General features: G+C 68.9%; 20 protein-coding genes. 8 read left to right on the top strand and 12 right to left on the bottom strand.

The genetic code is table 11. The annotated features are described in order from the left end of the window. Positions 1-261: 261 nt before the first annotated feature. Complete coding sequence (locus OHA37_RS09285; RefSeq protein ID WP_266903867.1) at positions 262-1,323, bottom strand: oxygenase MpaB family protein; 1,062 nt, start codon at positions 1,321-1,323, stop codon at positions 262-264. A 358-nt stretch (positions 1,324-1,681) separates the two neighbouring features. Beyond that, positions 1,682-1,888, bottom strand: a complete 207-nt coding sequence (locus OHA37_RS09280) for a hypothetical protein (protein WP_266903866.1) — start codon at positions 1,886-1,888, stop codon at positions 1,682-1,684. A 268-nt stretch (positions 1,889-2,156) separates the two neighbouring features. On the opposite strand from OHA37_RS09280, the gene OHA37_RS09275 reads away from it, so the two are divergent. Next, positions 2,157-2,441: a hypothetical protein gene (locus tag OHA37_RS09275; RefSeq protein WP_266903865.1), complete on the top strand. Its 285-nt coding sequence runs from the start codon at positions 2,157-2,159 to the stop codon at positions 2,439-2,441. Positions 2,442-2,483: 42 nt separating this feature from the next. Here the strand turns inward: OHA37_RS09275 and OHA37_RS09270 are convergent, their stop codons facing one another. Beyond that, complete coding sequence (locus OHA37_RS09270) at positions 2,484-2,771, bottom strand: hypothetical protein (protein ID WP_266903864.1); 288 nt, start codon at positions 2,769-2,771, stop codon at positions 2,484-2,486. 403 nt (positions 2,772-3,174) lie between these two features. Here OHA37_RS09270 and OHA37_RS09265 point away from each other — a divergent pair, with 403 nt between their 5' ends. Beyond that, on the top strand, positions 3,175-3,486 hold the full coding sequence (locus OHA37_RS09265) for a hypothetical protein (protein ID WP_266903863.1): 312 nt from the start codon (positions 3,175-3,177) through the stop codon (positions 3,484-3,486). Between the two features lie 211 nt (positions 3,487-3,697). Here the strand turns inward: OHA37_RS09265 and OHA37_RS09260 are convergent, their stop codons facing one another. Both OHA37_RS09260 and OHA37_RS09255 read right to left on the bottom strand, forming a co-directional pair. After that, on the bottom strand, positions 3,698-3,901 hold the full coding sequence (locus tag OHA37_RS09260) for a hypothetical protein (protein ID WP_266903862.1): 204 nt from the start codon (positions 3,899-3,901) through the stop codon (positions 3,698-3,700). Positions 3,902-4,037: 136 nt separating this feature from the next. Further along, on the bottom strand, positions 4,038-4,829 hold the full coding sequence (locus OHA37_RS09255; protein WP_266903861.1) for a serine protease: 792 nt from the start codon (positions 4,827-4,829) through the stop codon (positions 4,038-4,040). Between the two features lie 461 nt (positions 4,830-5,290). Between OHA37_RS09255 and OHA37_RS09250 the strand changes: the two genes are divergently transcribed. Then, positions 5,291-5,695: a peptidase inhibitor family I36 protein gene (locus tag OHA37_RS09250; protein ID WP_266903860.1), complete on the top strand. Its 405-nt coding sequence runs from the start codon at positions 5,291-5,293 to the stop codon at positions 5,693-5,695. Positions 5,696-6,002: 307 nt separating this feature from the next. Here the strand turns inward: OHA37_RS09250 and OHA37_RS09245 are convergent, their stop codons facing one another. The 6 genes from OHA37_RS09245 to OHA37_RS09220 form a co-directional block, all read right to left on the bottom strand. Beyond that, complete coding sequence (locus OHA37_RS09245; RefSeq protein WP_266903859.1) at positions 6,003-7,400, bottom strand: cytochrome P450; 1,398 nt, start codon at positions 7,398-7,400, stop codon at positions 6,003-6,005. Positions 7,401-7,550: 150 nt separating this feature from the next. Further along, entirely contained in the window at positions 7,551-8,636 is a 1,086-nt protein-coding gene (locus tag OHA37_RS09240; RefSeq protein ID WP_266903858.1) for a terpene synthase family protein, read from the bottom strand. A gap of 165 nt (positions 8,637-8,801) precedes the next feature. Further along, entirely contained in the window at positions 8,802-9,662 is an 861-nt protein-coding gene (locus OHA37_RS09235) for a polyprenyl synthetase family protein (RefSeq protein WP_266903857.1), read from the bottom strand. A 431-nt stretch (positions 9,663-10,093) separates the two neighbouring features. Continuing rightward, on the bottom strand, positions 10,094-10,357 hold the full coding sequence (locus OHA37_RS09230; RefSeq protein WP_266903856.1) for a hypothetical protein: 264 nt from the start codon (positions 10,355-10,357) through the stop codon (positions 10,094-10,096). Positions 10,358-10,449: 92 nt separating this feature from the next. After that, a complete protein-coding gene (locus OHA37_RS09225; protein ID WP_266903855.1) occupies positions 10,450-11,124 on the bottom strand; it encodes a response regulator transcription factor in 675 nt (224 codons plus the stop codon). Next, positions 11,121-12,302: a sensor histidine kinase gene (locus tag OHA37_RS09220; protein WP_266903854.1), complete on the bottom strand. Its 1,182-nt coding sequence runs from the start codon at positions 12,300-12,302 to the stop codon at positions 11,121-11,123. The genes OHA37_RS09225 and OHA37_RS09220 overlap by 4 nt, the downstream gene beginning before the upstream one ends. 224 nt (positions 12,303-12,526) lie before the next feature. On the opposite strand from OHA37_RS09220, the gene OHA37_RS09215 reads away from it, so the two are divergent. Together OHA37_RS09215 and OHA37_RS09210 are read left to right on the top strand one after the other, a co-directional pair. After that, positions 12,527-12,778 carry a hypothetical protein gene (locus tag OHA37_RS09215; RefSeq protein ID WP_266903853.1) on the top strand — a complete coding sequence of 84 codons (252 nt, stop codon included), beginning with the start codon at positions 12,527-12,529 and terminating at the stop codon, positions 12,776-12,778. Positions 12,779-12,786: 8 nt separating this feature from the next. Next, positions 12,787-13,554, top strand: coding sequence for a polysaccharide deacetylase family protein (locus OHA37_RS09210; protein WP_266903852.1), 768 nt, complete (start codon positions 12,787-12,789; stop codon positions 13,552-13,554). Positions 13,555-13,627: 73 nt separating this feature from the next. Here OHA37_RS09210 and OHA37_RS09205 read toward each other — a convergent pair whose 3' ends face one another. Next, positions 13,628-14,515 carry a TauD/TfdA family dioxygenase gene (locus OHA37_RS09205; protein WP_266903851.1) on the bottom strand — a complete coding sequence of 296 codons (888 nt, stop codon included), beginning with the start codon at positions 14,513-14,515 and terminating at the stop codon, positions 13,628-13,630. A gap of 142 nt (positions 14,516-14,657) precedes the next feature. Here OHA37_RS09205 and OHA37_RS09200 point away from each other — a divergent pair, with 142 nt between their 5' ends. The 3 genes from OHA37_RS09200 to OHA37_RS09190 all read left to right on the top strand — a co-directional run bounded on the left by OHA37_RS09200 (position 14,658) and on the right by OHA37_RS09190 (position 17,294). Then, positions 14,658-15,632: an aldo/keto reductase gene (locus OHA37_RS09200; RefSeq protein ID WP_266903850.1), complete on the top strand. Its 975-nt coding sequence runs from the start codon at positions 14,658-14,660 to the stop codon at positions 15,630-15,632. A 167-nt stretch (positions 15,633-15,799) separates the two neighbouring features. Further along, positions 15,800-15,925 carry a hypothetical protein gene (locus OHA37_RS09195; RefSeq protein WP_266903849.1) on the top strand — a complete coding sequence of 42 codons (126 nt, stop codon included), beginning with the start codon at positions 15,800-15,802 and terminating at the stop codon, positions 15,923-15,925. A 4-nt stretch (positions 15,926-15,929) separates the two neighbouring features. After that, positions 15,930-17,294: a YcaO-like family protein gene (locus tag OHA37_RS09190; RefSeq protein WP_266903848.1), complete on the top strand. Its 1,365-nt coding sequence runs from the start codon at positions 15,930-15,932 to the stop codon at positions 17,292-17,294. Positions 17,295-17,366: the final 72 nt, after the last annotated feature.

The raw sequence follows: 17,366 nt of genomic DNA, 5'->3' as shown, positions 1-17,366 counted from the left end.
AGGAGTGGTGATGGACTTGGTCCTCAAGGTCCGCGACGATCGCCGCGGCCTGAGGATCAAACTGAGACAAGTGCGGAAACGCTTCATGGAAAGTGGCGAAGGGCCAGCGCTACGGGGCCGTTGGCATGATCACACCGGACGGTGGTCCGCGTGGTGCATGTCCTGCGGGCGGCGGGCCAGGTCACGCATTCCGGTGAGGGGTGCCGTCGCGTCGCCGGCGTTGCGGTCCGCGAGATTGAGGCCGAGGTGTCCGGAGGCTCTCTACCGGTGCCCGTAGAGGTGCAGGGGCATCGTCAGCTCGATTTCCTTGCCGTCGTTCATCGCGCGTTGGACCATCTGGACCGCCACGCGCGTCATCGTCGCCGACGGTGTCGGCAGCCCGCCCGCCTGGGTGCCGGTGAAGAAGCCGTGCACGGCGGACGGCACCACCGCATCCCACGAGGAGCGGGCCAGGCCGAAGGCGTCGGCGTCCACGTCGCCGATCATGTACCGCACCACAGCGGTAGCTGGCGGCACCGTCATCTCCTTCGGGCCGACCAGCGAGGAGAAGTACTCGATCGTCGCCCGCACATACTTCGCGGACTGCGGCGTCACCCGCGCGTGCAGCGCGTCCCCCACCACCGCACGCTTGCGTGCCGCGGCCAGAGTCGAGGGCATGCCGACTTCGGAGACCCCCATCAGGGACGCGCCGACGCGGCACTCGTGGTAGTAGTGCTCCGCCTCCTCCTCGCTGGGGTGGACGCCCAGCTTGGGCAGGTGGTCGATCAGGCGACTGGTGAAGAGGCTTCCCTCGGCGAGCAGATCCAACTGGTTGATCGGCAGGCCCCACTTGCCGGTGTCCCAGTGCCCCTCGGTGTGCAGCAGGTAGCGCACGGCGGAGTGCGCCATCCGTACCCGTGCCGGCGTGACGAAGCCTGCCCCCTGGGGTCCGTAGGGGGTCTTGTGCAGGATGTCGCCCACGGCGCGCAGCGCCTTGGCGAAGCCCTGCTTGTTGTCGTGCGGGCCCTCGATCCCGATGATGGCCGCCGCCGCGGCGGGGAAGCGCATCCGCTCCGGCGTCACGTACAGCACTGCGGCGAACGAGATCTGCTGCGCGTGCGCCATGCCGAAACGGTGACCGGCGGCCAGTGCCTGCGGGTCGACCCAGGAGGGCAGTTGTCGGGTCGTCTCCAGGAAGTCGCGCAGCTTGGCGGGCAGTCCCTCAGGGATGGCCTGGCCGTTGGTTCCCCATCCCTTGAGGGCTTCGTTGACAGCCGGACCCTGGCCCCGCTCGAAGGCGTCGGTCACGGCCTCGTCGCACTGCGGGTCCGCGACCTGCTTCAAGCCTTCCAGAAGGGCCCTCTCTTCAGAAACGGCATCGGCTGCGGTGGCCCGCGAGGGTGTGGGGCCCGAGGCCGCCCGGGCGGCGGATGCCGTGGTCCCGCCGCCAAGGAGGGCGGTGGCGCCGACCGCCGCTGCGGAACCGAGAATGTGACGTCGTGTCATGGGGTTGCTCATGTAACGATCTTGGTCTGTCGGCGCCGCAAGTGCCGCATCGGAGAGCCAAGATCCCCTCGATCGGATGACGGTGATTTCCAGCCCTGCCGGCCGTCGATTCCGGCCGAAACGCAACGGCGTCCGCAGGGCCCGGCCCGTCGCTACCCAGGTCGACATGAGGAAGGTCGGCGACCGGTGTGGCGGTCTAGAAGCCCTTCCCCAGGTAACCCAGCACCGCCGGGTCCATCCCGCTGTCGCCTTCGGCGATTGGACGGGGCTCGGGTCCCCGCCCTTGGAACAGGGGGCGGATGCCCATCAGGCCCTTCGTGCCCTCGACGGCCCAGGGTGCATCCGATTCCGGCAGCGACACCCGGATCCGGTAAGGGCCGGCCTCCCACTGGATCTCGCTCATGGCGCGCTGCTCCTTCGAATGACTGGAATCCTTCCCGATCAATCTATTTGAGGACAAACCGCCCTCAAGAGGCGAAAGTCCTAACCTTGGGCTCCGTTGGGCCCGTGAGGGATGGGGAGGGGGCGCGGCGTCGACGTGACGCTGAGGATGCTCAGTTCGATCGGGTTCGGGTGGTCCTCGGTTCAGCGATCACGGGGGTCCGGTCGGGGTGGACATCGCCCCCTAGACCGGTCTGCACCAGGACCCGGAAGCCTTTGCTCGGATCGCGTTGCCCTGGCACCGGGCGGTCTACACCGCCGCCGATCACGGCGGCGATGGTGGCGTCACCGTCGCCGCCGTGGAACGAATGCTGACCGTGCTCGGCGCCGACCCAGACCAGGCCCGCCGTGTCGCGGCTGAACGCCAGGCCGACGCCACCGGGCACATCACCGAAGACGAGGTCCTTGCCGAGATCACCGCCTGCTACGCCACCGGCACCTGCCAGCAGGCGTTCCGGTACCCGCTTGAGCCCCCCGACACACCGCGATATGCAGGACGGGGCGGCCGTCCGTAGAGCCGGCTTGGTCTATGCCTCGCCGACGCGGCAATCCGGCGGTCAGAACTCGGACGCGGTGACGTCGAGCATGGCGGTCTTGCTGTCCTCGTTCGCGGTGAAGTCGACCTTCACGGGAATGTCGTGTCCCGGCCGGGGCATCCCCAGGGTGTCGGTGCCCGCCGACGGTCGTCCACCGTGGGGGTTCTGCTGCTCGAAGTCTGCTGTGAGAGTGCCGGTGCGGTCCCGGACGGTGGATTCGTCGACGGTGTCGTCATCGGCGTGGGCCAGGCCGGCGGAGAGCAGGACGGCGCCCACGACGAGTGCGGCCTGTGCGGTCTTCTTGATCATGTAATGGTCAACGACAACAGGCTTCGCCGGTCACCGTGCCGGACGCGGTCCGGTCCGTCCGGTTATCCAGGATCAGCGGTGTCGCGGTCGTGGGTCTGCGGCCGCCCGTCAAAGTCGGGGGCGCGAAGGGCGGAGGCGGCACCGCCGGTGTGCCCGATGCGCTTGACGGCGAGGGCGTTCGGAGAGCCGGGCTGTCCAACGAGCCCCCGGCCTGAGTCACCCGCAGTCGGAAGTTCCAGCCACCCGGCGCTCGGCCGTAACCAGACGGTGCCAGGGTGGTTGAACGCTCGCGACGGCCGATCAGCAAGCGGATGCCGCTTCATCGGGGGATCGGTGTCCTCGCCGGTGGCCCGGCCACGGCGACTACGCCCGCCCCCTGTCATACCTACCGAAAGGGAAGATCATGGGCTACTACGACAGCGGGCTCGGCAGCGATCAGACGAACGGCACCCTGACATCAGGCAGGCCCGTCTCCTACCTGTGGAACGTCGACGTCTCAGGCGGCGACGAAGACCTCCTGCGGGCCGTCCTCACGGAGAGGGTCGGCAGCGAGTACAGCCCCGCGGAGATCGACAACTTGCTGGGACGGTCGGACTCCTCGTTCACGCTGGCCTTCTGGGACGAAACCTCGGCGACGACGTTCGCCGAGCTTGCCAGGGCCACCGGCGCGACCGCCAAAGCGTACGAAACGACGAAGATCAACATGATCTCCTAGCGGAGCACCGGGCCGACAACCCGGCCTGGCAAGCCCCCCGGGGCCGTCGCGTCGGCTGCGACATGCCCGCGCCAAACACGGTTCCGCCGGAAAGGGACTCCTGAAGGAGCATCGTTTCCGGCAGATCTACCGGGGCTTCTCCTCAGCCGAAGCGGCCTGTGTGGGGTGCCACCAGTCCGCTCTGGCGGCACCCACACGGCAGCGGTGATGGCTACGGCTTCACCGCTGCCGTGCCCCCCGGAACGCCGGCCGTGAGGGAAGACTCGATCAGCTCCAGCGCCGGCTTGAACTCGGCGGCACGTTCGCGCACGTCGGCCGGGACATCCTCACGAGTGGTCAGTTCCTCGACCAGGGCCCGGCCCTTCTGGACGTCGAGAACGAGTCCCGTGCTGATGTTCTGAATGTAGAACGTCATCTACAGCTCCCTGCATGGTGATGAGTGGGGCGCACGCCTCGCCGCGATGGGCGCGGACCTGCCCCAGATGCTTGCCCCGATGGCTTCCGCTGGTAGGCCGGCCTCCCGCGATCGCAGAGGCCCAGACCGGTTGTGTCTACGCAGTCTTGCTGTCGATCCAGGTCCGGAAGTAGGCGACGTTGGTGAGGATGTCGGACGACCCCGCCCTGGCGCAGCCGTTCGCGTGGGACACGATGCCGATGACGGTGCCGTTCTTGTAGAGCGGGCCCCCGCCGTCGCCCTTGCAGGTGCCCTTTCCGCCCGCGTCCACTCCGGCGCAGATCATGCTGTCGGCGATCGCGCCGGTGCCGTACTGGCTCCGGCACGTCGATCGAGGCACCACCTGGGTGTTGACGTAGCGCAGCGTGGGAGAGGGCTGCCCTCCCTCACGGGTTGCGCCCCAGCCCGCGGCAGTGACCGTACCGGTGAACGCGGCCCCGGACTGCGGAAGAGCCGCAGGGACGGCGACGAGAGGCGACTTGAGCTTGAGCAGCGCAATGTTGTTCCACCCGGAGCTCGCGGCGTAGTCGGGGTGCCAAACGATCTGCGCGACCTGCACCGTGGTGATGCCGGGGACAGACAGATCGGTAAGGGCCAGCGCCCCCGAGACGACCTTGAGCTGACTGGGGGCGGATCCGGTCGTGCACGCCGCGGAGGTCAAGGCCCAGCCGGGCTTGATGAGGGTGGCCCCGCAGATCAGCTGCCCGTTCTTCTCCAGCGCGAGGACGGAGGGGAACTGCAGCGGCTTCGCCTCATATCCGCCGACGATGGCGTGCGCCTGGGTCGAGCCCGTGAGAACCAGCAGTGCCGAGGCCAAGGTGGCGCCCAAAGCGAGCAGGCCGCGACCAAGGGCTGAGCGCGGAATCGTCACGGGGAAGTTCGTTGTCATGAGGTGATCATGATGGTGCGGAGCGTGTTCACGGGATCGAATTGGCCTACAGGAAGGAACTTTGGCCGAACACTGCCGGGCAGCAGGCGGGATCGGCCGGAGTGTGACCCGAGCATCCTGCGCGGTGGCTTAGTTCGCGTTCTTGTGAACAAATCCAGACGCTGATGGCGGCCGGCATTTGCATCGCTACCGGTTGTCGAAGGGGCGATCTCGGCGCCCGAGGCGGTTACCGCCTGGTCCGCCACCACCGCCTTGGGGCGTGAGGCGTGGGGCACTGGCGAATCGCTGTTCTGCCGCGGTGACCTTCTGGACGGGGTGGCGTTGATCATGCGATTCGCGCTCACCACTTTCGGAGGTATCGGAGCATGCACATCGACCGCGTACGAGGGCTCCTGGTCGTCGCCGGCTTACTCATCGCTTTGGCGCCAGTGTTGCCCGGCGGGCCTGTCGCTGCCGCAGAGGTGCAACCCGACACCTTCTACGTCCAGGGCGGCCACGGGTACGAGGCATGCCCGGACGGATACCTGTGCATCTACGACGACGTGCAGTGGAACACCAAGGGAGGGTTCCCCAGTAAGGAGCCCAAGTCCGCCACCGGCGGATCGATGTGGGCGACCAAGGTCAGCGACCCCAATCTCAACGGCATGAGCGACCGCGCCTCCTCCCTCATCAACAACACCGGCCGCCGGGTCACGATCTACCAGGACCACAAATTCAGCGGGCACAGCTTCACCACCACGGCTCGCCGCCGCACCGCCTACGGCACCCTGGGCCAGGCACCCGCCGGAAAGGCCGACCAGGTCCCGTACGGGCCAGAGGCCACCTTCAACTGGAACGACCAGATCACCTCGGTGAAGATCAACTGACCTTCCTGGCGTGCGGCCGACGCAGAGGCCGACAGCAGTAGGCACGCGTCGGGTTCAGGAGGCGGGGAGTGCCTGGTGGAGTGTGCCGGTGACGATCAACCGCCGCGCACCGCAACCTTTGATCAGGAGCTTCTTGTCTGCGCGACCCGGACGAGCTGATCGCTGCCATCGCGACCGAGGCCCTGGCCGCCGTACGGGGCGCGGTCGAGCGGGCCGCCGAGGAGCGCCCGCCGCCGCTGTCCTGGTACGTCACCTCCTGGGTTTCGCGTACGGCAGCGCGGCCCGAGGAGCCGAGGCTGAGCGGGGTTCAGATGGACCGTGCCTCGGCGATCATGGGGAGCCGGTTCGGGTGGACATCACCGCGGGCGACTTCGCGGACGCGCACGCCGGGGGTGGGGCGCAGGCGCCAGTGTCGGCAGATGACCGCGAGCGCGATCGTCATCTCGGTGAAGGCGAGGGAGTCACCGATGCATTTGTGGGCTCCGGCGGAAAACGGGATGAAGGCCCCCTTGGGAACCTGTCGGGCCCGTTCGGGGAGCCAGCGGTCGGGATCGAACCGCTCGGGGTCGGGGAACCAGCGGGGGTCGCGGTGGAGGGCGTAGGCGCTGTAGAGGATCTCCGCCCCGGCTGGCAGGGTGGTGTCTGCGAGCCGGACCGTGGTGCGGGTGCGGCGCATGACCAGCCAGAGGGCGTGTAGGCGCAGGGTTTCGGTGATGACGCGGCCGGTGTATTGCAGGGCGGGCAGGTCCTCGTACAGGGGCGGTCGGCTGCCCAGGACCGTGTCGAGTTCCGCGTGGACGCGCTGCTCGATCTCGGGGTGTCGTCCGAGTTCGTGGAAGAGCCAGGCGAGGCTCGCGCCGGTGGTCTCGACTCCGGCGAGGCCGAACCCGATCAGCTGGTCGCGGATCTGCTGGTCGGACAGGGCTTGCCCGTCATGGTCGCGCGTGCTCAGGAGCATGGAGAGCACATCTCCGTGGTCGCGGCCTTCGGCGCGGTAGGCGTGGACGGCCTCGTCGATGGACGCGCCCATGTCATGGACGGACCGGTCGAAGCGGCGGTTGGCGGGGGTGGGAAGTTTCGTCCACCACTCGGGCATGAGAGTGCGGGTGATGAGGCCTTGGGCCAGCACCGGCAGAGCGCGTTCGATCTGGGTGGCGGCGCGGGCTCCCGCGTCGGCGGCGAAGAGGGTCTTGGTGAGCATGGTCAGGGACAGCTCGTTCATGGAGCGGTCCACGGCCACGGTCTGCCCCGGCGACCATGAGGCGCTGATGCGCTCCGCGGCCTGCCGCAGCATGGGGATGGAGGCGGCGATCCGGTCCCGATGGAAGGCCGGTTGGAGCAGGCGCCGCTGACGGCGGTGCTCCGTGCCGGAATGGGCGAGCAGGCCATCGCCGAGAAAGGGGCCGGCCTTCTCGAAGATCCGGCCCCGCGCGTAGTCGCGTGCGTCCTCCACGAGGACCTGGTGGACCAGGGCCGGGTGGGTGAGCGCGTACACGGGCAGGGGCCCGAGCCGCAGTCGCACCACGTCGCCGTGCGCGGCCAGCGAGGTCACGAACCGCAAGGGGTTGCGGATCAGGGAAGGCACATGGCCCGCCAGCGGCCAGGCGCCCGGAGCGTGAGGGGCGGGCGCGCCCGTGACGACGCCGTTTCCCCCCTTGTTCGCGGATCCGGGGGCGGGTGTCGCCTGTGGGGGCTTCAGGGGCACAGTCCTCTTCCTTCGGCGTGATTGCGAAGTTTGCGGGCGACGCGGCAGCCCTTGATCTCAGTCCGTGGTGCCGTCCGTACGAGCGGATGAATACGCGGCTGGGGGTATCCGGCTGCGGCCAGTCGTCTCCGCCTCCGCCATCTCGCCCGGTCAGACCGGTGCTCCTCCAGGATGGATGCGCTCGTTGGGGAGCAGGTCGGCAAGGTAGGCGGGGTTGGCGCCGGGAGCGCCGCGATCGATGTCGTCGAGAGCTGTGGTGTAGCGCAGGTAGCGGTTGTGGGTGATCTCGTGCCATTTCATGCAGCCGCCCAGCGCCAGCAGGACACCGTCGAACCAGCGTTGGACGCCGTCGCGTTCGGTGTCGTCGAGGCGGAAGATGTCCATCATCCCGGGGAGTTCCCGCTGCGCTCGGAAGATCTTCTCGTTCAGGCCGGTGGCCATGCCGTAGGCGGTGTCGACAGCCTCTTGCAGACTGCACCCATTCTGGTTCTGAAGGATGTACACCAGGTTGTTGACGTGGTGCTGGTTGCTCTCCTTGACCAGCGAGACCACGTCGTTCTGCCAGTTGATGATGTTCGCGGCGTCGAAGAGGAAGTCGTTCATCCATACCGATTCACGCAGCCGGTAGGGAAGGGAGACGTTCTCGGCGAGTTCGACGACGTCGTAGACGGGGACGACGCAGCCGCTGTGGACGCGCATGTGGATGTACTCCCGCAGGGTGGGGAACCTGCGTGCGGAGCGGTTCTCGGTTTCCCAGATGTAGGCCAGCATGAACTGGCTGATGCCGCGCCCCAGGCGCCGCATGCTGTCGGGGCCCAGGCGTATGCCGAACCCTTGGACGACGTCGGCGAGGCCTTGGTAGGGCGCTGGGGAGCCGGCGGGAGCGGGGGCGCCGTAGAGGATCGGGATGATCCCGGAGGCGATGGTTTTGGCCTTGGCGACGTCCAGGCCGGTCTGGCCGTCGTCGAACTGGTCGTCGAAGATCCAGAACCAGCCCATCATGTTGGTCAGGAGGATCAGGTCCTCCAAGGAGGCGGTGGGGTAGAACCAGGCGTTCCCCTCCACGTTGCGTGCCTTGCGGTAGTGCTCCATTGCCTTGGTTGTCGGGGCCAGAGCGAACCGGTCCATCCACTCCAGGTGCGCGGCCTCGACCTGGTCCACCACGGGGTTCTGCCGGTGGGGGAAGGGGATGTGCCAGGTGGGCCAGACCAGGCCGTTCAGGGAAGGTGCGTCCATCGTCCACTCCTCATGCGTCGTCGGTGTTCTTCGGTGACCGTGGGTACCTTCGCGGGGCCCTGGGGGCGCTGACGCATCGGTCGTGTCGGGTGTCGATGCTCTGGCCTGGGCGGATTACGCGGTCGGCGCCGCGAGGTGACGGCCGTGCTCGGCGTTCAGGCGGGCTCAGTGGTCCCGGCCGGTGATCATGAGGGTGAGTGCGCTCAGGTCGTCGTACGCGGTCCGGGTCAGGTCTGCGGCTTCCAGGCCGGCGATGGCCTCGGTGAGGCGGCGGCCCGCTTCGCACTCCGCCCAGGCGCGGCCTCCTGCCGCCTCCACCAGCTCCGCGACGCGCATCAGCTCCGCGTCTGTGAGCACGGCGGGGGAGTGGTAGAGACCGGCCAGCTCCCTGGCGGCCTGCCCGGGGGCGGCGAGCGCGGCCACGACCGGCAGCGACTTCTTGCGGGACCTCAGGTCGGACAGGTACGGCTTCCCGGTGATCTGGGGGTCGCCCCAGATTCCCAGGATGTCGTCGGTCAGCTGGAAGGCCGCCCCCAGATGGCGGCCGAAGCTGCGCAGGTGACCCACCCTGGCCTCGTCGGCACCGCCGGCCAGGGCTCCGAGCGCGCAGGACAGGGCGATCAGCGAGCCCGTCTTCGCTTCCGCCGTGGCCACCGACTCCTGCAGGGTGACCGCCTCGCGGTTCTCGGCCGTGCTGTCGGCGAACTCGCCTGCGATGAGCTCTTGGACGGCATCGTCCAGCCACGCGCGGCCCGTCATGCCCGCGTGGCCGGGAGCGTCCGCCAGGATTCGCCCGGCCAGGGACAGCAGGGCGTCCCCGGTCAGGATCGCGGCCGGGAGTCCGAACACCGACCAGACGGTGGGGCGGTGACGCCGCAGGGCATCTCGGTCGATGACGTCATCGTGAATCAGGGACATGTTGTGGACGAGCTCCACCGTGACGGCCGCCCGCAGGGCCTGCTCCGGCCTGCCACCGACCCCCTCGCAGGCAAGTAGCACCAGCGCGGGACGAAGGAACTTCCCCACCCCGCCCGAACTCGGCCTGCCGCGCTCGTCCCTCCAACCGAAGTGGTACGCAGCTACGTTCCGTGCAGGCGCCGGGAGACTCCCGACCGCCGCGCGCAGCTCCGGATCCACCAGAGCCCGGGCCTTGAGCAGCACGTGCCGGGCATCGCGGCTCCGTGGGGCCTTCACTGGTATCGGTAACACCGGCACCTGCCTTCGCGACGGTCGACCCGGGGCCGACGGTGTTCTCCGAGCTGTCGCCGTGGCCGCTGCCGGCCGGCGCCCGGGGTGCCCTTCCAGCACCCTCGACGCTGAGACCGCCACAACGCTGCGGATCATGTCCGAGCCCAGGGTGGGGCCAGGTCGTCGCCTTCGGCTAGATCGTTTAGAGCCTTCCTGCGGCTGGGAACCCCGCTGTCCAGGCGCAACCCGCGTGCCAGGCTGCCCGTGGACTAGGCGCCGATGAACTGCGCGTAGTCGCAGGTAAGCCGGTTGTCGTTGAAGAGCAACCCGTAGGAGCAGCGCCGTGAGCTGTTCCCCCGTGGGGCGGCGGGTCCGTCACTCGGAGCGCTACGGGTGAGGGGCACGTCCCGCACGGTCGGCGGGGTTGGTTCAGCGGCCATGGCGGGTGAAGCCGCCCCCATGGCCGCCGTAGCCGTGAGCAGTGATGCGACAAGGACCTTCTTGAGCATGAGGAGCTCCTCCGGAGATGACATTCCGGGTATCCAACGGATCAAGGTCACGAGAGTCACCATCGGGCGTCGAAGGCGGCCATGGTTCGGCACCTTGCCCGTTCTTTGCGGGTGGTTCAGGTCCGGCCGGAGCGGTAGACGAGCAGGGCGATCTGGACCCTGTTGTTCAGGTCGAGTTTTGCCAGGATGTGTGAGATGTGGGATTTGACGGTGGGGATGCTCATGTAGAGGTCCGACGCGATCTCGGCGTTGGTCCTGCCCTGGCTGACGGCGAGGGCGACTTCGAGTTCGCGGTCGCCGAGCAGACCCAGTTGCTCCTGCGCGTCGGGGGAGGGAACCGCCGCCGACGCGGGTGCGTCCGTGGGGCCGGGGGGCGCCGTGACGGTGCCGATGAGTTGGCTGAGGGCTTCGGGTGACATGACGGGCTCTCCGGCGGCGGCCTGCCGCACCGCCTCGATGATCCGGTCCGGGCGGGTGTGCTTGAGCAGGAACCCCGCGGCGCCGGCCTGCAGGGCACGCAGGACGTAGCCATCGGTGGAGAAGGTCGTCAGCATCACGATCTCGGGGGCGCCGGGGCGTGCGCGCAGGAGGCGGGCGGCTTCCAGGCCGTCGACGCCCGGCATGCGGATGTCCATCAGGACGAGGTCGGGGCCGTGGCGGTCCACCAGCGATTCGACCTCGCTGCCGTCGGCCGCCTCGGCGACGATCTCGATATCGGGAGCGGAGGCGAGCATCATGCGCAGGCCGGCACGGACTAGGGCGTCGTCATCGACGAGCAGGACGCGGATCATGCCGGCCACGGCAGCTGTGCCCGGACATGGTGGGTTTCCCCGTGGGGGCCGTACGTGAGGTCGCCGCCCACGAGAGCGGCTCGTTCGCTCAGGCCGATCAGTCCGGATCCGCTGCCCGGCAGGTTGGGCCCCTCCCCGGCGGGGACCGTGTTGGTGACCTCCAGGCTCAGGCCCGCGCCCGGGGCGCCGCGCAGGGCGATCCGTACGTCGTGTCCGGGTGCGTGTTTGTGCGCGTTGGTGAGGGCCTCTTGCACGATCCGGTAGGCCGTCCGTCCGGTGGTTGGAGGGATCTGTGACCGGTGGAGGACCTCATCGGTCAGGTCGATGCGCATGCCGGCCGTCCTGGACTCCTCCAGGAGAGGCGCGATGTCGCCCAGGGTGGGCTGCGGAGGTTCGGGTCGGGCGCCCTCGGCCTGGAGTGGGGTGCGTAGGACGCCGAGAACCTGTTGGAGGTCTTCCATGGCCTGGTGTGCGCTGGAGCGGATGACGCCGACGGCCTGGGCGACCTGCTCGGGCGGTGCGCCGGGATTCACCTCCAGGGCTCCGGCGTGCACGCTGAGCAGGGACAGCCGGTGGGCGAGCACGTCGTGCATCTCCCGGGCCAGCGATTCGCGCTCGCGCTGGCGGATCTGCTCGGCACGCAGGACGGCCTGTGCCCTGGCCTGCTTGCCGCGGTCGTGAAGGCCGCGCAGGAACAGTCCCCAGCCCACGGCGCCGCCGACCAGCACGCCGCCGGTCAGTGCGGTGGCCAGCGAGGCCGAGGAGAGGGACGGCTGCAGGGCCAGGTACAGCGGCAGCGGGAGTAGGGCCACAGCCGTGACGGCGCAGGTGGTCCGGATAGAACGCATCGAGGCGACGGTGAACAGAGCGGCCAGGGCCGCGGGGATGAGCGGCGTCATCGTGGCCAGGATGGTGAGGGCGACCGCGACGGCCACTGGCCGGCGCCTGCGTCCCAAGAGCAGCGCGCTGCCGACGAGCGGAACCATGCCGTAGTGCACGAGGGCTGCGAGGTATATGGGCAGCCTGCCCGTCCCCGGGATCGAGAGGGGAAGGGACGACAGCCTCGGGTACACCGACAACCCGCGCGCCTCGGCGAAGCCGACGGTCACGCACAGCGCGGCGCTTCCGGCCGCGACAAGCAGTTCGGTGCTCCGGCGCCTGGCGGCGGGCTCCGTCATTCCCCATTCCATAACGGTCAAGAGTACGGCGTTGGAGACCGGCCGGAGGGCGGTGATCACTTATGCGCGCTGTCCGCGCGCATCTCTATACCAAGGTGTATGCCCTTGCCCGGGACTCATCCTTTCGTCACTCACGCATCGCCGACTTTCTGCCGAAGAAACCGAACTGCCGTGCTTCCTAGTGTGTTTCCCATCGGCCTGACCCCTCCTGCAAGGAAACACACGTGACGAACCGCACCGCCCCCGCAGTCCGCCCCATGCTCGCCGCCCTGGCCCTCATCTTCGGCATCCTCGCCGTCGCCGCGGGCCTGCCACTTGCCGCCCGCTTCACCGGCCTGCTGTCGGATCTCCTCTTCGCCGACCTCTTCTACGGCCCGGTCCTGAGTCAACTGATCCTCCTCGTGGCCGGCCTCACCGCCTTCGGCTTCGCCGTTCACTACACCCTGCGCCCCCTCGCAGACGCCGGTAACCGGTGATCATCAGCATGAACCGCACCACCCGAACGCCGAAGACCGCCGTTTTGCTCCTCACAGCCGTTATCGCGGCGGCCCTGACGGCTTGCAGCACCCTCACCGGGGTCACCTCACCCGCCGCCGCTCGTAACAAGTCAGCCGTCGCGGACGATGCGGCCGCTACCCCGGTGGACTGCCGCACCGCGAAATGCGTGGCCCTCACCTTCGACGGTGGCCCCAGCGCCCCGACGCCCGCACTCCTGGACATCCTGAAACAGGAAACCGTTCCGGCGACTTTCTTCCTCCAAGGGAAAGGGCACACCGATACCTATCCCGACACCGTGCACCGCATGGCCGAGGAGGGCCACGAGATAGCGAATCACACGTGGTCGCACAAGAATCTCACCGAACTCACCCCGGACGAGATACGCGCGGAAATAGAACCGGTCCAGGAGGACATACAGAAGGCCACCGGCCGCACGCCCAACCTCATGCGGCCACCTGGCGGCGCCACCAACGACGACGTGTCCAAGGTCATGAAAGACCTGGGCCTGGCCCAGATCCTCTGGAGCGTCACCGCGAAGGACTACCAGACCACCGACACGGCCCTGATCAAGAAGCGCGTCCTCGACCAGACGAAACGTGACGGGATCATCCTCCTCCACGAGCGGTACGCCGGAACCACCCCCGCGGTCCAGGACGTCATCCCCGCACTCCGTGCACAGGGCTACACCTTCGTGACCGTCTCCCAGCTCCTCGCACCTGCCCAACCCGAGGCGGGCAAGGTCTACCGCCCGTGACGCCCCCGGGGGACCCGTCTCATGCCCCCCGTGACGTCTTCAGCCGGCCGCCGACTGAACGCCCTGCGGTCCGTCAAGCGTTCGGCGGGGTGCCGTGTTGCTTGAGCATGATGCGCACCAGGCAGCGTCGACGGGCGGGCTCCGGGTGGTCTTGGTAGGTCGTGCGGCCGTGCAGGATGCGCCGGTCGTCGATGACCAGGCAGTCGCCTTCGTCAAGCTCGATGGTGATAGCTAGGTCGGGGCGTGCCAGGACCTGCGTGAGGGCGTCTAGTGCGGCGCGGCGGTCCGGGGGAAGACGGTCGCCGGTGAGTTCGGAGGCGGTCCGCATGCGCGTCGTGTTGCACCGCAGGCGCAGCCGGCCATCCATCTGCTCGAAGACGGGCCCGTGTACGACGGGGTTTTGGCCTGGTGGTGTCACATGGCGCCGGTCGAAGGCGAAGGGGGAGTGGAGCAGCCCGAGTTCACGCGGGTGCTGCTCGCTCAGTATGTGGTGGACGGTCAGGCCGTCCACCAGGACGGACGCGCCTCCCCGCAGGGCCCTGCGATGGGCCAGCAGCGCGATGAAGTCCGGTTCGTGGCCGAACGGCGTCACGGCGCGGTCGTTGTGGAGCTGAAGGTAGCCCCGCGATTTCGACGTGTACGCCGTCTCGTGGAATCTGCGGTCGTCGGTGTACGCCGAGACGCCCTCGTCCTGGACCAGCCAGCCCAGGGTCCGGTCCGTGTCCCTTCCCTGGGGGAGGAGCTCCCCCAGGGGGCTCAGCATCGACTCACCCAGCCTCTGGGCGTCGGCCGTGGTCCCCTCCTGGACGGGGACACCCGTCACGAGCGCGAAGCCCGCCCCGTGCAGCAGCCGGTCACGCAGTTGTCCGGCCAGCCTCGGGTGATCGGGATCGTAGGCGAGGCTGAAAGCCGCGCTGCCCGTGAAGCTGCGACGCTGCCAGCCGGTCGCGTACTCGTTCACAGGGCACGGCCCCTTCCCTGGTCCCGGATCCGTGCTGTGATCGTAGGAGACCCCGGAGGGCTTGCAGAAGGCCCGAACAAGCCCTCTGCTGCTGGTTCTTGGACGCCTAGGCTGAGGCCGGGCACGGGAGTGGGGAGGGCGGATGCTGTCGCGGAGGCTGGGCCGGAACGGTCCGCAGGTGTCGGCACTGGGTCTGGGGTGCATGGGGATGTCGGACTTCTACGGACCGTCCGACGAAGCAGAGTCGAGAGTCACGATCAGCGAGGCCCTCGACTGTGGCGTCACCTTCCTCGACACCGCCGACATGTACGGGCCGCATACCAACGAAGAGCTCGTCGGTCGTGCCATCGCCGGGCGTCGCCACGAGGTCTTTCTCGCCACCAAGTTCGGTGTCGTACGCGGCGCCGACGCGCGTGCCCGCAGGGTCGACTCCACACCGGCGTACGCCAAGCGCGCCTGCGAGGCGTCGCTGAAGCGGCTGGGCGTCGACCATCTCGACCTGTTCTATCTGCACCGGCGTGACCCCGGCGTCCCGATCGAGGACACCGTCGGCGCGATGGCCGAACTCGTCCATGAGGGCAAGGTGCGCTTCCTCGGTCTCTCGGAGGTGAGCGCCGAGACGCTGCGCCGGGCCTGTGTGCAGGCGCCGATCGCGGCCTTGCAGAGCGAGTACTCACTGTGGACCCGCGGCCTGGAGAAGGAGATCCTGCCCGCGGCCCGCGAACTCGGTGTTGCCCTCGTGGCCTATTGTCCGCTCGGCCGGGGCCTCCTGACAGGCGAGATGGCAGGGGTGGACGGGCTGTCCGACGACGACGTGAGACGTGACCAGCCGCGCTTTCGGGGTGCCAACCTCACCGCCAACCTCGCCGTCGTCGAGAGCGTACGTGCCCTCGCTTCGCAGGTCGGGTGCACGCCGGCGCAACTGGTACTCGCCTGGCTCCTCGCGCAGGGCGACTCCGTGGTTCCCATCCCGGGCATGCGAAGGATTGGTCACCTGCGGGAGAACATCGGTGCGCTGGATGTGCGGCTGTCGGCCGACCAGTTGTGGACAATCACCAGAGCGGTCGGTGAAGCCGTCGGTCCCCGAGCACCCGACGTTACCCGGCTTGAGCAGTAGGCAGGGCGCCTGGGGGCACGTTCGCGGGGCCGGGATCGCGCCGTCCTCCTTCGGGGGGCGGATGCGCCCCCGTGCGCCCTGCCTGCCCGCCCGGTGCCCGATTACCTTCTGGCAGGGCGGCGGACCCGCAGCCCTTTGGCCAGTGACGGAAACGGAAGGTGAAGACCATGGGAGCGAGCGTCGGAGACATGGGCATCGTCCAGCCGATGGAGACCCAACTGTCGGAGGCCGAGGCGGTCCTCGCCGCCGAGCTGGGCCTCGATGACAAGGGAGACCAGGGCGGGCAGGCCTGACCGCATGACGCCAGGTGGGTACGAGAGCGCGCGGCCGGCCCCCGGCCGGACCGCAACCACCCCTCACGTACCTGCCGGGCCGGCCGGCGAGCTGACCCCTTCGCTCAAGCAGGCCACCGCCGTGGTGCTCCGTGCGGCCGAGGTCCTCGGGCTCTTCCCGCAGTGGACGGACCACGCGGCGGGTCAGCACCCGACCACCGTTTCGTGCCAGCTCCTCGACAGGCAGGGGAACGTGGTGCCCGATGCGGTCGGGCACGCAGCCGGAAGCGCTGCACGGGCCGGACTGGGCGCCGTGTGCGAGGCGTTGGAACGCCATCTGGCGGGTCCGGCCGGCTTCGATCCGGCTCGGACCCGGCTGCGGTACGCGGGAGAACTCGCCCGAGGGGCCTTGGCCGCCGAGGCCAGCGCTCTGCTCCTGGCCGCGGCTCCGGAGCAGAGACTCGCCTGCTGGACGTACGAGCCACTCGCGGAGGTCCATGAATTGGACGTCCCCGTCTATCTTTCGTCCCCTTGGTACGCGGACTCGGAGCAAGGCCCGGCCCTCAGGGAGCGGGCCGGCGACCAGGGCGACTACCGCGCGCTGTCCCGGTACGCGGTGAACTCCGGCTACGGCCTCGGCCTTTCCCTCACTGACGCCACGCTGCACGCCCTGTACGAGACCGTCGAGCGCGACGCCTGCTCGCTCCTGCTTGCACACGCCTTCCTCGGCAGCGGCCACCACCTCGCGGAACTTGATCCCCGCACTCTGCCGCCCGACCTGGCCAGCCTCCACGCTCACGTCGAGGAAAGCGCGGGGCACCGCGTACACCTGCTGGACGCGACCACGGACCTCGATATCCCCACCGTCGTCGCCTACAGCCCTCCCACCCCCGAGTCACCGTACTTCCGTGGCCAAGGTGCCTCCTTGAGCATGCGCCAGGCTGTTCACCGGGCCCTCACCGAACTCCTGGAATCAGTGCAGGTCCGGGCCCTGGCCCCTGGGGACACCCTCGACCGGCAGGCCGACCTGCGCGCCCTGCACAGCTACCCACAGCTCCACGCGTGCGGGCGGTTCGACCTGACCGGTCAGCTGAGCCGTGCCGAGCTCGTCCCCTTCGCGGACCGCCGGCAGCCGCCCGGAGGGCCGCAGCACCGACTGGACCAAGTACTCTCCCTGCTCGCCGCCGGGGGGTACACGGCCTACCGGCGAACGATCCGCGTCCTGCCCGGTGACATCCACGTCGCCCACGCCTTGGTCCCCGGCCTGGAGCGATTCTTTGCGGTGGTCAAGGGGGCGCTCGTGCTGCCCGGCCCCCGCGGTCGATACGCCGTCAGGCCTGCCACCCGTAGCAGGTCCGCGCGAACTGGTACCAATGCTGCGATCACCTGACACCGTCTGCCCCCGCGCGGTACCACATGGGCGCCTGCGACCACCTCGGTGACAGCAGCCGTCCCGCGGCAG

This window comes from Streptomyces sp. NBC_00335, from assembly GCF_036127095.1.
GTDB lineage: Bacteria > Actinomycetota > Actinomycetes > Streptomycetales > Streptomycetaceae > Streptomyces.
The sequence above is the reverse complement of the archived record's forward strand: the minus strand, read 5'-3'. Positions and strand labels throughout refer to the sequence as shown.

Coding starts and splice junctions, on each gene's coding strand:
- OHA37_RS09280 (WP_266903866.1), bottom strand. CDS start 1,888: ATGAGCGAGATCCAGTGGGAGGCCGGCCCTTACCGGATCCGGGTGTCG.
- OHA37_RS09270 (WP_266903864.1), bottom strand. CDS start 2,771: ATGATCAAGAAGACCGCACAGGCCGCACTCGTCGTGGGCGCCGTCCTG.
- OHA37_RS09265 (WP_266903863.1), top strand. CDS start 3,175: ATGGGCTACTACGACAGCGGGCTCGGCAGCGATCAGACGAACGGCACC.
- OHA37_RS09260 (WP_266903862.1), bottom strand. CDS start 3,901: ATGACGTTCTACATTCAGAACATCAGCACGGGACTCGTTCTCGACGTC.
- OHA37_RS09255 (WP_266903861.1), bottom strand. CDS start 4,829: ATGACAACGAACTTCCCCGTGACGATTCCGCGCTCAGCCCTTGGTCGC.
- OHA37_RS09240 (WP_266903858.1), bottom strand. CDS start 8,636: ATGGACGCACCTTCCCTGAACGGCCTGGTCTGGCCCACCTGGCACATC.
- OHA37_RS09230 (WP_266903856.1), bottom strand. CDS start 10,357: ATGTCATCTCCGGAGGAGCTCCTCATGCTCAAGAAGGTCCTTGTCGCA.
- OHA37_RS09225 (WP_266903855.1), bottom strand. CDS start 11,124: ATGATCCGCGTCCTGCTCGTCGATGACGACGCCCTAGTCCGTGCCGGC.
- OHA37_RS09220 (WP_266903854.1), bottom strand. CDS start 12,302: ATGACGGAGCCCGCCGCCAGGCGCCGGAGCACCGAACTGCTTGTCGCG.
- OHA37_RS09210 (WP_266903852.1), top strand. CDS start 12,787: ATGAACCGCACCACCCGAACGCCGAAGACCGCCGTTTTGCTCCTCACA.
- OHA37_RS09200 (WP_266903850.1), top strand. CDS start 14,658: ATGCTGTCGCGGAGGCTGGGCCGGAACGGTCCGCAGGTGTCGGCACTG.
- OHA37_RS09195 (WP_266903849.1), top strand. CDS start 15,800: ATGGGAGCGAGCGTCGGAGACATGGGCATCGTCCAGCCGATGGAGACC.
- OHA37_RS09190 (WP_266903848.1), top strand. CDS start 15,930: ATGACGCCAGGTGGGTACGAGAGCGCGCGGCCGGCCCCCGGCCGGACC.